The 15,102-nt window shown below is 65.5% G+C and carries 9 protein-coding genes and 1 pseudogene; 5 read left to right on the top strand and 5 right to left on the bottom strand.

All coding sequences use genetic code 11. The features are described from left to right. Positions 1 to 124 precede the first annotated feature (124 nt). The 4 genes from RKP46_RS05130 to RKP46_RS05145 all read left to right on the top strand — a co-directional run bounded on the left by RKP46_RS05130 (position 125) and on the right by RKP46_RS05145 (position 8,034). Positions 125 to 1,741: a FecR domain-containing protein gene (locus RKP46_RS05130; protein ID WP_311105627.1), complete on the top strand. Its 1,617-nt coding sequence runs from the start codon at positions 125 to 127 to the stop codon at positions 1,739 to 1,741. Then, a complete protein-coding gene (locus RKP46_RS05135; RefSeq protein ID WP_311105628.1) occupies positions 1,741 to 4,581 on the top strand; it encodes an EAL domain-containing protein in 2,841 nt (946 codons plus the stop codon). The genes RKP46_RS05130 and RKP46_RS05135 overlap by 1 nt, the downstream gene beginning before the upstream one ends. Positions 4,582 to 4,749: 168 nt before the next feature. Then, positions 4,750 to 7,593 carry an excinuclease ABC subunit UvrA gene (gene uvrA / locus RKP46_RS05140; RefSeq protein ID WP_311105629.1) on the top strand — a complete coding sequence of 948 codons (2,844 nt, stop codon included), beginning with the start codon at positions 4,750 to 4,752 and terminating at the stop codon, positions 7,591 to 7,593. Positions 7,594 to 7,749: 156 nt separating this feature from the next. Then, positions 7,750 to 8,034: an HU family DNA-binding protein gene (locus RKP46_RS05145; RefSeq protein ID WP_311105630.1), complete on the top strand. Its 285-nt coding sequence runs from the start codon at positions 7,750 to 7,752 to the stop codon at positions 8,032 to 8,034. Between the two features lie 152 nt (positions 8,035 to 8,186). Here the strand turns inward: RKP46_RS05145 and RKP46_RS05150 are convergent, their stop codons facing one another. The 4 genes from RKP46_RS05150 to RKP46_RS05165 all read right to left on the bottom strand — a co-directional run bounded on the left by RKP46_RS05150 (position 8,187) and on the right by RKP46_RS05165 (position 12,237). Next, the gene (locus RKP46_RS05150; protein WP_311105631.1) at positions 8,187 to 8,798 is read right to left on the bottom strand and encodes a HAMP domain-containing sensor histidine kinase; all 612 of its coding nucleotides are present in this window, start codon (positions 8,796 to 8,798) and stop codon (positions 8,187 to 8,189) included. A gap of 2 nt (positions 8,799 to 8,800) precedes the next feature. After that, positions 8,801 to 10,420 carry a response regulator gene (locus tag RKP46_RS05155; RefSeq protein WP_311105632.1) on the bottom strand — a complete coding sequence of 540 codons (1,620 nt, stop codon included), beginning with the start codon at positions 10,418 to 10,420 and terminating at the stop codon, positions 8,801 to 8,803. Between the two features lie 108 nt (positions 10,421 to 10,528). Next, positions 10,529 to 11,338 (bottom strand): zinc-dependent peptidase, encoded by an 810-nt coding sequence (locus RKP46_RS05160; RefSeq protein ID WP_311105633.1) that lies wholly within the window; start codon positions 11,336 to 11,338, stop codon positions 10,529 to 10,531. After that, entirely contained in the window at positions 11,335 to 12,237 is a 903-nt protein-coding gene (locus RKP46_RS05165; protein ID WP_311105634.1) for a DMT family transporter, read from the bottom strand. Before RKP46_RS05165 ends, RKP46_RS05160 begins: the two co-directional genes overlap by 4 nt. 193 nt (positions 12,238 to 12,430) lie before the next feature. Here RKP46_RS05165 and RKP46_RS05170 point away from each other — a divergent pair, with 193 nt between their 5' ends. Beyond that, on the top strand, positions 12,431 to 14,647 hold the full coding sequence (locus tag RKP46_RS05170; RefSeq protein WP_311105638.1) for a bifunctional (p)ppGpp synthetase/guanosine-3',5'-bis(diphosphate) 3'-pyrophosphohydrolase: 2,217 nt from the start codon (positions 12,431 to 12,433) through the stop codon (positions 14,645 to 14,647). Between the two features lie 126 nt (positions 14,648 to 14,773). Here RKP46_RS05170 and RKP46_RS05175 read toward each other — a convergent pair. Next, positions 14,774 to 15,102, bottom strand: a pseudogene (locus RKP46_RS05175) (RNA degradosome polyphosphate kinase); the annotation flags it as partial.

Consider the following 15,102-nt stretch of genomic DNA (forward strand, 5'->3'; position numbering starts at 1 on the left):
TGCCGGTTGGCGGGATCGCGTATATTAGCAGGTTTGTTGAGGCGCCCCGATGGAGCCTCAGCGGTCGACGAACCAGACGGATCGAACGCGAACGATGATGCTTAAATCAAGGCTTGCTTGGCCAGTGGGCAAATGCGCCGTGCTGTTCGCCGTGCTGCTTGCCGGCAACTCGCCTGGGGCTCTTGCCGAAGACTTCGTGTACGTCGTTCGCACGGGCGACAATCCCTGGAATCTCACCCAGCGCTATCTGAAAAGCATCAGTCTCTGGCCTGCCCTGCAGGAATACAACCAGATCACCGACGCAAAGAGCATGCTACCCGGTCAGCGGCTGCACATTCCACTGCGCTGGCTGCGTCCGACGGCCGCGGTCGCGCAAATCGTCGACCTGCGCGGCGAAGCCGAAATGTTGAGCGCGGGAGAACGCGTCGCCCTGAAGACCGGCATGTCGGTAAGGCTCGGCGCGAGCTTGCGGACGGGACGCGAGAGCAGTCTGGCGATCGAGTACCCCGATGGCAGCCGCAGCTTGCTCGGGCCGGATTCGGAGTTGCGCCTGGTCGATCTGGCGCGCCTGCCGGTCGCCGCGACGCAACAGGTGCGCATCGATCTGAGCCGCGGTCGGCTGGAGAATGCCGTCCAGCGGCAGGCACACCGTGCGGGCGGGCGCTTCGTCATTGAAACACCCGCGGCGGTTGCCGCCGTCCGCGGCACGCGATTTCGCGTCGTCGCGAGCGGCGATGTGCTGCGTGCGGAAACGCTGGAGGGCTCGCTGCTGCTGGCTAACAGCGCCGGTCGGGCGGTCGTCGGTGGCGGCCGGGGTTCGCTGGCGCACGCGGGACGTGCGCCAGCCGGGCCGGTGGCACTGCTCGCCGCGCCGCGGCTCGAGCAACTGCCGGAACGGGTCGACCGCCTGCCGCTGCAATTCGCCTTCCCCGCGGTCCCCGGAGCGCTGCGCTATCGAACGCAAGTAGCGCCGCTGCCTGGATTTGCGGCGGTCGCTTCCGATCACCTGAGCGAGGCGCCGCGTGCCACGAGCTCGGCCGATCTGGCCAATGGCAGCTACCTCATACGGGTTCGGGCGATCGATGCAAACGGACTGGAAGGGCTGGACGCGGACCGACAGGTGGTCATCCATGCGCGCCCCGAGCCGCCGATGATGCGCCAGCCTGGAGCGGACGCAGTCGTCATCGACGAGCATCCGGCGTTTCTCTGGAGCGAAGGCAGCGGACCGAGCGACTATCACTTCCAGCTCGCCAGCGATGCGCAATTTGCCCAGTTGCTGGTCGATGTCGCAGGAATCGCCAGACCACCGTTCGTTGCGCCACAGGCGTTGGCGCTCGGCCAATACTACTGGCGCGTGGCGCGGCGTACGCCGACCGACGGCGAAGGGCCGTTTTCCGACGCGCAGGCTTTTCGCCGACTGCCCGCGGGCCCCGCCGTCGATGCCCCTCAGCAGGCGGGCAACCGGCTCGATTTGCGCTGGCGCGCGAGTGCGGCCGACGAACGCTACCAGGTTCAACTGAGCACCGATCAGACGTTTGCCAGCAGCGTGCTCGAGACTGAAACGAGCCAGCCGGCACTGTCGATCGACAAACCCGCGGCGGGCATCTATTTCGTCCGCGTACGGGCGCTCGCACCGGGTCAGCCGGCAAGCCCGTGGGGTGAGACGCAGAAGATCGAGATCACCCACAACTACTGGCCGATCGTGCTGATCGTTGCCGCGACCCTGCTGATCGTCTTTTGATGGCATATCGGTCGCGTGACTGGCTCGCGCACCGGATCGGCTGGCTGATCATCATCGCGCTGGCCAGCATCGCCGGCTTCGCACAACTCGCGCCGCTGCAACGGCTCGACCTGGTTCTCTACGACGCCCTCGAACCCTTGGTCAGGCCGCCCAGTCCGCCGCCGCAGGCCGCCGTCGTTGCCATCGACGAACGCAGCCTGCACGCCCTCGGCGCCTGGCCATGGCCGCGCAGCGTGCATGCCGAACTGATCGAGCGCCTCAGCGAAGCCGAGGTGGCTGCTATCGGGGTCGCCATTCTGTTCCCGGAAACGGCGCCGGGCGACGAGCGCCTGGCGGCTGCCCTCGCCCGCTCCGGGCGCGTCGTCCTGCCGGTGGCGCCCGCCGGTGTCGACAGCAGCCGCGCCGGCATCAGCGCAATCCTGCCGACGATCGAGCTGATCAGCCACGCCGGCATCGGCCACGTCGACGTTGAAGTCGATCTGGATGGACTGGTGCGCCGTATCTTCCGGCGCGCCGGCCTCGCCAGGCCGGAGTGGCCGGCGCTTTCGGTTGCGGTGCGCGAAGTGGCCGCTGCCGGTGGCGAGGCAACGCCGGCACCAGCCGCGCCCGAGCGTCCGCTCGCCGCGCTGGTGGCGCCCTACTGGGTACGCCAGGACGAGTTGCTGCTGCCCACGCCGGTTGGTGCGGCAAGCGTGCCGACGGTCTCCGCTTTCGACCTGCTGAATCGAAGCGAGAGCGCGGCGGGTTTGCGCGGAAAAGCCGTCTTTCTTGGCACGACGGCACTCGGTCTGGCGGCTTCGCTGACCACCCCGAGTGCCGCCGGCCCGATGACGGCGGTCGAGTTTCACGCCCGCGCCTACGAAGCCCTGCGCAGCGGCCTGACTTTCCAGACGGCGCAGCCGCTCGTTACGCTGCTGTTTACCGTTTCTACGCTCGCTCTCGCCCTGCTTGTCCAAGTCTTGCGCTGTACGCGCTCGGTGAACACTGCCGGCATGCTCCTTGTTGTCGCGCCGATGGCGAGCGCCACCCTGCTCGCGACGACACAAATCTGGGTGCCGCCGGCGGCGGCGATGGTCGGCCTGGCGATGGGCATGCTGTGGTCGCTGTCACTCCAGCTGAAGCGCGCCCGCCGCGCGCTGCGGCGCGTCCGCCTGAACGCCGACGCGACGCTGCGCTCGATTGCCGAAGCGGTGTTGACGGTCGATGGCGAGGAACGGGTCGTCTACCTCAACCCGGTAGCTGAACAGTTGGCCGGCGTCGAGCTGAACGCGGTGCGCGGACAGACCTTGCGCAACTTGCTTGCGACTTGCTCCGACGACGCTCAGCGGATCAGCGACACGCTGGCCACCTGCCGCGACAAGCAAAGCACGGTACGGATCAGCGAGCCGCTCGCCTGGCGCTCGCCTGACGGCCAGCTTTGTTCCTTGCGCGCAACCTTGGCGCCGGTCGGCAACGGTCGCCAGGGGTTTGTCCTGGTGTTCAACGATGTGACCGACACGCTGGCCTTCACCTCGCGCCTCGAGCACCAGGCGACGCACGATCCCTTGACCGGTCTGCCCAACCGTACCCTCCTGCTCGACCGGCTACGGCGGACGCTGACGCGTTCGCGGCGCTCGGGCAAGATGGTCGCCGTCCTCTTCGTCGACCTCGACCGATTCAAGCGCATCAACGACAGTCTCGGGCATCCGACGGGCGATTACGTGCTCAAGGTAGTCGCCGATCGCCTGGCGAACGCGGTTCGCGCTGAGGACACGGTCGCCCGCTGGGGTGGCGATGAGTTCATCGTTCTGATCGACGGTGCCAGCGACCGCGCGGCGATCACCGCCGTGGCGAGCAAGATCCACGAACTGCTCGAACGCGAAATGGCGAGCGAGGACGACGACGGTCTGGTCGTTTCCGGAAGCATCGGCGTGAGCATTGGCCCGCAGGACAGCAACGACGCCGATCACCTGTTGTCGATGGCGGACAAGGCCATGTATCGCGTCAAGCGCAGCGGCGGCGACGCCTTCGCCTTCTATTCGGCCGAGATGAACACCTGGTCGCGCGAGCGGCTGGCGATCGAGACGGCCTTGCGCCGGGCGCTGGTGAATCGGGAGTTCGAACTCCATTATCAGCCGCAGATCGAGGTGGCCAGCGGGCGTCTGGTGGGCCTCGAGTCGCTCATTCGCTGGCGTCAGCCGGGCATTGGCCTGGTGCGGCCCGACGCCTTCATTCCAGCGGCCGAAGAAAGCGGCCTGATCCGCAGCATCGGCGAGTGGGTGATCCAGGAAGCAGCGTCGCAGGCTGCGCGCTGGGCCGCCGAAGGGCTGCACGTCGTGCCCTTGGCGGTGAATGTTTCGGCGCGGCAATGTGCCGACATGGCCATCGTCGAAGTGATTGGCCAGGCGCTGGCGACCAGCCGGATCAGCCCGGCCAGCCTGAAGATCGAGGTGACCGAGTCGACCGCGATGCACAACGTCGATTTCGTCGCCACACTGTTGGCAAGCATTGCCCGCCTGGGTGTCCGGGTTGCCGTGGACGACTTTGGCACCGGCTATTCGTCGCTCTCTTGTCTGAAGCGTTTCCCGATCTCCGAACTGAAGATCGACCGCAGCTTCGTCGCCGGGATCGCGCAGAACAGCGACGATGCGGCGATCGTACGCGGCACGATCGCCTTGGCGCACGGCATGGGCATGACGGTGGTTGCCGAAGGCGTCGAGAACGAAGCACAGCTTGCCTTTCTTGCCGGTCACAGCTGCGACATCGCGCAGGGCTACCATTTTGCCCGACCGTTGCGAGCCGACGAGATCAGGTGCTGGCTGAGTCTTGCCCAGCCGCGTGCCGGTGAAGCCGACGGCTGACAGCGAGATCCTCGCGCAGCGCAAGCAGACGATCGAGCCGGAAATCACATCGTTGACGCCTGTTGATCGGCCCACCTATACTGCGCCGCCTGTCGACGGGCTTGCTTCCCGCGATTCTCCCCTCCTGCACTGCGCAGGTTTGCTGAAGCCGCGTCGCGGCGACCCATCATGGACGAAACGAAGCTGATCAGGATCCGCGGGGCGCGCACGCACAACCTGAAGAACATCAACCTCGACCTGCCGCGCAACCGCCTGGTCGTGATTACCGGTCTGTCGGGCTCGGGCAAGTCGTCGCTCGCCTTCGACACGCTTTACGCAGAAGGCCAGCGGCGCTACGTCGAGTCCTTGTCCGCTTACGCCCGGCAATTTCTCCAGCGCATGGAAAAGCCGGATGTCGATCTGATCGAAGGCCTCTCGCCGGCCATCTCGATCGAGCAGAAAGCAACCAGCCACAATCCGCGGTCGACGGTCGGCACGGTGACCGAAATCCACGATTACCTGCGCCTGCTCTACGCGCGCGCCGGTACGCCCTACTGCCCCGAGCACCAGCAGCCGCTTGCCGCGCAGACCGTTGCGCAAATGGTCGACCACGTTCTGGCGTTGCCCGAGGGCACGCGGGTGATGATCCTGGCACCAGTCGTCGCCAATCGCAAAGGCGAGCAGAGCGAGCTGTTCGCCGAACTGCGCGCGCAGGGTTTCGTACGCCTGCGGGTCGACGGCGAGATCTACGAAATGGACGCGCTACCGAAGCTCGCCAAGACGCACAAGCACAGCGTAGACGTCGTCGTCGATCGCCTGCGCGTGCGCGACGACATGCGTCAGCGCCTGGCCGAATCGTTTGAAACCGCCTTGCGCCACGCCGACGGACGCGCCATCGCGCTGGAAATGGACAGCGCGCACGAACACCTGTTCTCCGCCCGCTTCGCCTGTCCGGCATGCACCTACTCGCTGTCCGAACTCGAGCCGCGCATCTTCTCGTTCAACAGTCCGCTCGGTGCCTGCCCGCAATGCGACGGCCTCGGCGTGATTCAGTTCTTCGACCCGAAACGGATTGTCGCGCACCCCGAGCTATCGCTCGCCGCTGGTGCGATCCGCGGCTGGGATCGGCGTACGCCGTTCTACTTTCAGATGCTCTGCGCGCTCGCCGAGCACTACGACGTGGCCGTCGACACACCGTATCGCGAGCTGCCGGAGAACTTCCGGCAAGTCATTCTCTACGGTTCCGGGCGCGAGGAGCTGCCGTTTCGCTACGTCAACGAGCGCGGCCAGACAAGCGTCCGGCGGCACAGCTTCGAAGGCATCGCCGTCAACCTCGAGCGGCGCTACCGGGAGACCGATTCGCACACCGTGCGCGAAGAACTCGCGCGCCTGATCAGCAATCGGGTCTGCCCGGCCTGCGCCGGCAGCCGCCTGCGCGAAGAAGCGCGCAATGTGCGCGTCGGCGCGCAGGGCCTGGCACGCACGCTGCACGAAATCAGCCGTCTGCCGCTGGCTGCCGCGCGCGAGTATTTTCTCGCCCTGCAGCTCCCGGGCAACAAGGCGCAGATCGCCGAGAAGGTGCTCAAGGAAATCGGCAGCCGCCTGCAATTCCTGATCGATGTCGGACTCGACTACCTGTCGCTCGACCGCTCGGCCGAAACGCTGTCCGGCGGCGAGGCGCAACGCATCCGGCTCGCCTCGCAGATCGGTTCCGGCCTGACCGGCGTCATGTACGTCCTCGACGAGCCGTCGATCGGCCTGCACCAGCGCGACAATGCCCGCCTGCTGAAGACCTTGCAGCACCTGCGCGACCTCGGCAACACGGTGATCGTCGTCGAGCACGACGAAGACGCGATTCGCCACGCCGACTACGTCGTCGACATCGGACCGGGTGCCGGCGTGCACGGCGGCTTCATTGTTGCCGAGGGCAGTCCGGCCGCGATCATCGGCAATCGGGCTTCGCTGACCGGCGATTACCTTGCCGGCCGCCGCCGGATCAGCCCACGTGACCAGCGCCGGCCACCGCAGGCGGACCGGATGCTGAGGATCGTCGGCGCGCGCGGCAACAACCTGAAGAACGTCACGGTCGACCTGCCGCTCGCCCTGTTCACTTGCGTTACCGGCGTATCCGGCTCGGGCAAATCGACCTTGATCAACGACACGCTGTACGCCGCCGCTGCGCGCCGCCTCTACGGCTCGACCGGAGAACCCGCTGCGCACGACGAGATCGTCGGTCTCGAGCAGTTCGACAAGGTGATCAACGTCGATCAGAGTCCGATCGGCCGCACGCCGCGCTCCAACCCGGCGACCTACACCGGCCTTCTGACACCGATCCGGGACCTTTTTGCCGGCGTCCCCGAGGCACGCTCGCGCGGCTACGCAGCCGGGCGCTTTTCCTTCAACGTCAAGGGCGGACGTTGCGAAGCCTGCCAGGGCGACGGCGTTCTCAAGGTCGAAATGCACTTTCTGCCCGACGTCTATGTACCCTGTGACGTCTGCCGCGGCCAGCGCTACAACCGCGAAACGCTGGAGATCAGGTACAAGGGAGAGAATATCCACGAGGTACTGCAGATGACGGTGGAAACGGCGCACGAATTCTTTGCTGCCGTACCGGTCGTGGCACGCAAGCTGCAGACCCTGGTCGATGTCGGCTTGAGCTACATCACGCTCGGTCAGGCGGCAACCACGCTGTCCGGCGGCGAAGCGCAACGCGTCAAGCTGGCGCTCGAGCTGTCCAAGCGCGACACCGGCAAGACGCTCTACATTCTCGACGAGCCGACGACCGGCCTGCATTTCCAGGATATCGAAATGTTGTTGCGAGTTCTCCATCGCCTGGTCGATCACGGCAACACGGTCGTCGTCATCGAACACAATCTCGATGTGGTGAAGACGGCCGACTGGCTGATCGACCTGGGTCCGGAAGGCGGCGACGGCGGCGGTCGCCTGCTCGCTGCAGGCACACCCGAGCAAATCGCGAGCATTGCCGAAAGTCATAGTGGGCGCTTCCTGGCGCCACTGCTGGCGCGGCGCTGAGCGCCCCGTGGACCGGCTTGCTGCAGCGCGGAAAAATTCTGCTGACTCGCCCAATTCCATGCCAGAATTCGCGGCTAAATCGTTTTGCTTCCTTTGCCGCCCCTGAAATGCCAGAATTGAAGGTTTGCAGGGCATCCAACCACCACAGGAGACATCATGAACAAATCTGAATTGATCGACGCGCTTGCTGCCCGCACTGAACTCTCCAAAGCGACCTGTGCGAAAGCGCTGGATGCGGTGATCGACACGATTGTCGAAACAGTTGCCGAGGGCGAAACGGTCACACTGGTGGGTTTCGGCTCGTTCAGAGCCAGCGGGCGCGCCGCACGCGAAGGGAAGAACCCGAAAACTGGCGCCAAGATCATGATTCCGCAGACGACGGTACCCAAGTTCGCAGCAGGCGCCGGCTTCAAGGCAAAAGTTGCCGGGAAGGACGAGTAAGCCAACCGTGCGCGTCTACGCCCCCGGCGGCGCCCGATTTCCCGTCGTGCCATCACGGCGGTAGAAAGGGCAGGTCCTCCGGGGTTGTCTTCTCTGCCCCTGGCGGCGAGCTGGCGCCGAGCAGCGCACACTGGATCGGACGATCGGCCCGCCTACTCGGGCAGCAACAAATGGAAAGCCGCGCCACTGGTGTTGGCCAGTTCGACGCGGCCGCACCGTCCATTGTTGCAGTGCAAGGCAGCCACGCAGTCGGCGAGATACAGACCGAGACCGGTGCCTTCCCGGCTGAGCGGCCAACTGCCGGCAGCACGCGCGAGGACTTGCGGCGGGTAGCCCGGCCCATCGTCACACACCCCGAAGTCCAACCAGCCAGCGCGCGTGCGCGCGCCGATGACGACCTGCCGGCGGGCGTAACGCAGCGCGTTGTAGATCGCGTCGCGGACGACCATGCGAATCAGGTGTTCATCGTAAAACCATAGTTCGGGGGCGCGTTCGAGGTCGGCGCTGATCGTCAGAGCAGTCTGCTGACGAACTTCAGCGACCAGTTCGCCGACCAGGTCGGCCGGTGTGCACGCCCCGATGTCGGCCGCGAGTTGCCCTTTTTCCGCCTTGTAGCAGGCGAGCAGGCGACTGAGCGTGGCGGCCGCCTCCAGCGCATCGCGCAGCGTCTCGCGATCGCCTCTGGCTTCAGCACGCGCGGCGAGAATCGCCAGGCGGTTCTTGACGCCATGCACGGTGAGGGCAGCAAGGTCGACGAACTGCATGCCTATTCGCTGCGTGCGTACTTGCTGCGAATCTGCTCGACCAGCGAGGCGATTTCGGCGAGCTTCGGGTGGTCTGGCTGTTGCGCCTGAACGGCTTGCTGGAAGCCTTGCGCCGAGCGCAGTTTTTCGCTGTCGAGACCGTTGCGGAGGATGTCGAGATAGACCACGAGCGCTGCATTGGCCATGATCTGCAGGTTGGTCGGCAGGCGATGGGCGGCCTCGCACAGCATCTCGCCAGCCGCTGCGACATCGCCTGCCTTGGCGCGTCGCACCGCTTCGTTGTTGAGCTGGACGATTTCACGAATGCTGTCGGCGACCAGTTGTTCGGCCAGTTCGGGCGCGCCATTGTCGCGCAGGACGGCGGTGATGCGGGCATGCAGTTGCTTCGCCTCGGGATTGCCCTGCACCAGCCGGCGCAGGATGCTCTGCGCCGAGTCCTGCCGGCCAGCCAGCAGACAGGCGCGCGCCAGGTTGAGCGCAGCGTCGTCGGTGAGCGCCGCCGGGTCCGCCTGCAGCGCACGTTCGAGTGCAGCGGCAGCCTTTTCTGCATTTCCGGCCTTGCGCTGCGCGATGGCTTCGACTGCCGCCAGCAGTGGATCGGCCGCCGCGTCCTTGCCGGTCGCGCGCGCTTCTTCGAGCAGGCCGACCGCCTTTCCCGCTTCGCCGATTTCGCAATAGGCGTTGCCAAGACGCGCAAAGTCTGCTGTTTCGCGCAGCGGTGAGTGGCGAGTCTTCCTGATCACCTGGCCGAGCGCCTGTTCGACGCGCGCGAAATCGCCCTTCTGTTCGGCGACCGCGGCGATCGAACGCTGCCGGGCGAGCGAATTCGGCGAAACCAGGCACGCCTTGTCGAGGATCTCGATTGCCGCATCGCTGTCGCCGCTGTCCTGATGCAACTTGCCGAGCAGATCGTAGGCAGCGGTCAGTTTGGGCGCTTCCGTGATCAACTCAGCGAGAAGCTGTTTTGCAGCGTCGGCGCCGCCCTGCTGCTGCAGCGCGCGCGCCAGACCGAGTTTCGCCCAGGGCAGAGAACGCATGCTGAGGACCTGCCGGTAGAAGGCGATCGCACTTTCCGCCTGTCGGCCCTGAACCAGCGCATTCCCCTTGATGCGCAGAGCGTCGACCAGGTAGCGGTCGCGCGCGGCGATGATTTCATCGCAGGCGCTGACCGTTCCGCTCCAGTTGCCGGCATCCTGAAACTGGTCGATACGGGCCAGGCGGCGCTTGCGCTCGAGCAGTCGTTCAAGGCGCTGGCGCAGCGTATCGGCGGTAAAAGGTTTGAGCAGATAGTCGTCGGGCAGGCATTCGGCAGCCGTGACGACGCTTTCGTAGCCCTTTTCCGCCGTGACCATGATGAATAGCACGCCGCGCCCAATGATCCGGCGGGTACGCAGGTATTCGAGGAACTGCTGGCCGTCGGTGCCGCCGCCGAGATAGAAGTCGCAGAGGATTACGTCCACGCTGCTGACGCTGAGTTTCTGCAGGGCGTCGCGCACCGAGGCCGCGGTCGTCACCTGCTCGCAGCCCAGGCTGCCGACCTGGCTACGCAGCGAACTGCGCATTTCCGCCTGGTCGTCGAGGATCAGGAAGCGCTTGTCGCTGTACGGGGTCTGCTGGGCCATGTGCGCGCGGGTCTACGCTGGTGAGGCAAGGGGGTGGTGGACAAGGCGATTCAGACGCAGCCAGCGCATCTACCCGCACTGCCCGCCGCTGTTTGCACCAGTCATCGATCAATTATAAGCGCAATCCGCCACCATACCGTGCGCGTTGGTGCTGCTGCGGGCGGCCGGGTCCTGCCGGTAAAAGGTGGCGAGCTGGGCGTAGAGCGCGGGATACTCGCTGCGCAGGACGAGGGGGACCTCGAAAAAGGCCTCGCTCATGACCGCGAAGAACTCGCCGCGGTTTTCCGCCGCGTAGGCGTCGAACGGCAGGTCGGCGACGTCCCCGTGAGCCGCCTCGACACGTGCCGCGAAGTCTTCGTAGGCGGCGAGCAGAACGCCTTCCCAATCGCTGCGCGACAGACCGGCGGGCAGTGGCGGCACACCGTCGGCTTCACCGTTCAGCATGTCGAGCTTGTGCGCAAACTCGTGGATGACGACGTTGTATCCGCTGCCAGCCATCTGCGCGTCGCGCCAGGAAATGAGCAGCGGACCACCGCTCCACGCTTCGCCCGAGGCGCGTTCGTCGTACTCGTGAACGACGCCGAATTCATCTTCGACGCTGCGCGGGATGACGAATTCATCGGGATAGACGATCATCCCGACCCAGCCGCGGTAGTAGTCCAGGCCGAGTTCGAGGATCGGCAGGCAGCCTTGCGCGGCAATCGAAACGCACATCTCGTCGTTGAGGGCAACGCCGCCGACCGGAGTGAATTCCTTCTTCGAGAGGAACTCGCGCGTCAGCCGGCGCAAACGCTCCTGCTCCTCGCCGTTCAGCACAGCGAGAAAGGGCAGCGAGCCGACGACACGCTGCCAGACACGGTCGGGAATGGGCGCGGTGAGCGGGCGGTTGCGCCACCAGGCAAGAAGCTTGTCGATCATCGGCGTTTTGTCTCGGGAAGAATTGTCGTCAGATAGATTCCGCTGAAGATCAGGCCGATGCCGATGGCGTGGTAGGCCTGTGGGCGTTCGCCGAGGAAAATCGCGGAAAGGATGGTGCCAAACACCGGCATCAGGTGCAGGAAGAGACTGGCCCGGTTGGCACCGACTTCACCAACGGCACGGTTGTAGAAGACGTAGCCGAGAAAGCCGGGAAAGATTCCGGTATAGGCGATGCCGGCGAGCGACCCGGCGGAAACGACGATCGTTTGGCCCTGAGCAATCTCCCAGGCATAGGCCGGAGCGAGGACGCACAGCCCGACGCCGGTCAGGGCGGCGAGCAGCAGCATCGGGTCGACCCCCGCCGGCCGCCACTGCAGGCCGATGGTGTAGAAAGCCCAGGTGAACACCGCGCCGAGCATCCAAAGGTCGCCGACGTTCGGACTCAGCGTGGCAAGCGTCTGCAGTTCGCCGCGGCAGACGATGCTGCTGACGCCGACGAACGAGACCAGGACGCCCAGCCATTCGAAAGGCTGCAGATGCTTGTTCAGCAGTGCCCAGGAGAGGGTGATCGTGGCGATCGGGATAAACGAGTTGATCAGAACGGCATTGGTCGCCGGCGTGTAGTTGAGGCCGATATAGGCCAGCGTGTTGTAGCCGCCGACGCCGAGCAGGCCGAGGATGACAACCGCCGGCCAGGCGCGGCGCAGCAGCGGCCACTGCTGCCGCAGGTGCGGCAAGGCGAGCGGCAGGACGAGCAGGAAAGCGATTGCCCAGCGCCAGAACGCCAGGCTAAGCGGCGGCACCTGGCCGCGCAGCGCTCGCCCGAGCACCATGTTGCCCGACCAGAAGAGCGTCGTCAGCGCGAGCAACAGGTAAGGGTGGCGCAATCGGTCAAGCATCGCAGGCGAATGGCAGGCAGGAGCAGCAAAGGGCGCATTATGCCTGAGAGGCTGGTCGGAAAACGCCGTCAGGACTGTGCGCACCGCGCGTGCCGATCGTGGCCTCGCCCGCCACCCGCACTTTTCGCAGCCGGCCGCCCCTCCATTGTCTTATATCAGGATTATTCGCTTGCCTAGCCCTTATAATCGTCCAATGGTCTCCGTTACGCACTCGGTCGCCGCGCAGAGCGGCCTCGAACATTCTCTCCGGACACTCGCCGAAGGACTGGCGGCGGATGATGTCGCCCGCTTGCGGCAGGCGGTCGACCTGGCGCAGGCGGTGTACGACGACCGTCGCCTGGGCAGCGACGAAGGCATCTGGGACCACGCCTTGGGCATGGCGCTGATCGTCGCCGGCCTGAAGCTCGACGCCGATGCGCGCGTCGCCGCACTGCTTTTTGCCGTACCGGCCTTGCTCGAACGGGGTGTGGCGCTGCTCGAAGCGGATTTCGGTAGCGGCGTCTCCCGTCTGGTCGACGGGATCTCGCGGCTCAACCGGCTGCGACCGATCGCGCGCGGCTTTGCCGCGACGAACAGCGAGAAGAACGCGCAGGAAACGAAGGCACAGGTCGAGATTCTGCGCAAGATGCTGCTCGCCACCGTCGAGGACATTCGCGTCGTCCTCCTGCGCCTGGCTTCGCGGACGCAGACGCTGCGCCACTTTGCCGCCGAACCCGACGACCTGCGCGTGCCGGTTGCGCGCGAGACGCTGGAACTGTATTCGCCGCTGGCCAACCGGCTCGGCGTCTGGGAACTGAAGTGGGAACTGGAAGACCTCGCCTTCCGCTTCCTCCACCCCGAAATTTACAAGGACATTGCGCGTCATCTGGACGAGAAGCGCGCCGAGCGCGAACTTTTCATCAGCGCGGCGACCGATCGCTTGAAAAGCGAGCTGGCCGCAGCCGGCGTGCTGAACGCCGAGGTCTATGGGCGGCCGAAGCACATCTACAGCATCTGGAACAAGATGCGCCGCAAGGCGGTCGATTTCTCGCAGGTATACGACGTGCGCGCGTTGCGTGTGATCGTCGACCAGGTCAAGGACTGCTACACGGCGCTCGGCATCGTGCACCACATCTGGTCGCCGATTGCCCACGAATTCGACGACTACATCGCGCATCCGAAGGGTAACGACTACCGCTCGCTGCATACCGCGGTGCATTGCCCGGACGGCCGCGCGCTGGAAGTGCAGATTCGCACGCGCGAAATGCATCGACACGCCGAACTCGGCGTCGCTGCGCACTGGCGTTACAAGGAAGGCGGCCGGGTGTCGCCGGAGGACCGCTACGACGAGAAGATCGCCTGGTTGCGGCAGTTGATCGTCTGGCGCGACGAAGTGGCCGACTCGTCGGACTGGATCAGACACTACAAACAGGCAGCGTTCGACGAAACGGTCTACGTCCTCACCCCGCAGGGGCGCGTCATCGACCTGCCGCGCGGCGCCACGCCGGTCGATTTCGCTTACCGCGTGCATACCGACGTCGGTCATCGCTGTCGCGGCGCCAAGGTCGACGGCACGCTCGTTCCACTCAATACCCAACTCGCCACCGGACAGCGAGTCGAGATCGTTCTCGCCAAATATGGTGGGCCTTCGCGCGATTGGCTCAATCCGCAACTTGGCTATCTGTTTACGCACCGCTCGCGGGTCAAGGTACGCCAGTGGTTTGCCGCCGCGGCGCTGGCGGAGACGCTGGCCGAAGGACGCGCCATCGTCGGCCGCGAGTTGCAGCGCCTCGGGCAGAGCGGCTACAGTATCGACGAACTGGCCGGACGGCTCGGCTTTGCCCAAACGGACGATCTGTTCATCGCGCTGGCACGCGCCAAGCTCAGCCTGCGCCAGTTGCAGGCCGCGCTACGCGGTGGCGAAGTGCTGCCCGACGAACAGGCGGCCGACGAACTGGCGGTGCGCGAGCAGCGCGACAGCGATGTGGCCGAAAAAGGGATCCTGATCGTCGGTGTCGATCGCCTGCTGACGCAACTCGCGCGCTGTTGCAAGCCGGTACCGCCCGACCCGATCGTCGGCTTCGTCACGCGCGGGCGCGGCGTCTCGGTGCACCGCCTCGATTGCAGCAACTTCGAGAACATGCGCCACATGCACCCGGAGCGCGTCATCGAGACGAGTTGGGGTACGAAGGCAGAAGGGCTGTTTGCGGTGGACATCGTGATCGAAGCACGCGATCGGCAGGGGCTGCTGCGCGACGTCTCGGATGTACTGTCGCGCGAGAAGATCAACCTGATCGCGGTCAACACGCTCTCGCGCCAGGGTGAGGCGCGCATGGGCTTTACTGCCGAAGTCGGCAGCACCGCCCAGCTCAACCGTACGCTGGCCCTGCTGCACGATGTTCCCGGCGTCGTCGACGTGCGCCGCGCCTGACTCCTCCGTCAACCCATTCTTCATCGCCGATGGCCGATACTGGCGCTTTTCCGGCGCCAGGAAGCGGTCAGGCAAGGCGCCGGCGAGGCCCCCACGTCTGGACCCCGGGCCGGCCAGCCGTTACTTTCACGCCTTGAGCAGTTCGATCAGCTCGCTTTGCGAGGAATGCGGGCTGCTGCGTGAGCCGCGCCGCTGGTGGTATGTTCCATCCGAGGCGAGTTCCCAGGCGAGGACGTTGTCGGTCAGGTAGATCTGCAATCCTTCCGCGATAACCCGCCGCTTGAGCTTGCGGTCGAGCACCGGAAATGCCAGTTCGATGCGCCGGAAGAAGTTGCGCTCCATCCAGTCGGCACTCGACAGGTAGACCTTCTCTTCGCCACCAGCGTAGAAGTAGAAGACACGGTGGTGTTCGAGCTGCCGACCGATGATCGAGCGCACGCTGATGTTCTCGGAGA

The organism is Accumulibacter sp., from assembly GCF_031732815.1.
Classification (GTDB): Bacteria; Pseudomonadota; Gammaproteobacteria; order Burkholderiales; family Rhodocyclaceae; genus Accumulibacter.

What these genes read in the sequence shown, in the direction of transcription:
- RKP46_RS05155 (WP_311105632.1), bottom strand. Translation starts at nt 10,420, where the DNA reads ATGGCCCAGCAGACCCCGTACAGCGACAAGCGCTTCCTGATCCTCGAC.
- RKP46_RS05165 (WP_311105634.1), bottom strand. Translation starts at nt 12,237, where the DNA reads ATGCTTGACCGATTGCGCCACCCTTACCTGTTGCTCGCGCTGACGACG.
- RKP46_RS05145 (WP_311105630.1), top strand. Translation starts at nt 7,750, where the DNA reads ATGAACAAATCTGAATTGATCGACGCGCTTGCTGCCCGCACTGAACTC.
- RKP46_RS05150 (WP_311105631.1), bottom strand. Translation starts at nt 8,798, where the DNA reads ATGCAGTTCGTCGACCTTGCTGCCCTCACCGTGCATGGCGTCAAGAAC.
- RKP46_RS05160 (WP_311105633.1), bottom strand. Translation starts at nt 11,338, where the DNA reads ATGATCGACAAGCTTCTTGCCTGGTGGCGCAACCGCCCGCTCACCGCG.
- RKP46_RS05135 (WP_311105628.1), top strand. Translation starts at nt 1,741, where the DNA reads ATGGCATATCGGTCGCGTGACTGGCTCGCGCACCGGATCGGCTGGCTG.
- uvrA (WP_311105629.1), top strand. Translation starts at nt 4,750, where the DNA reads ATGGACGAAACGAAGCTGATCAGGATCCGCGGGGCGCGCACGCACAAC.
- RKP46_RS05170 (WP_311105638.1), top strand. Translation starts at nt 12,431, where the DNA reads ATGGTCTCCGTTACGCACTCGGTCGCCGCGCAGAGCGGCCTCGAACAT.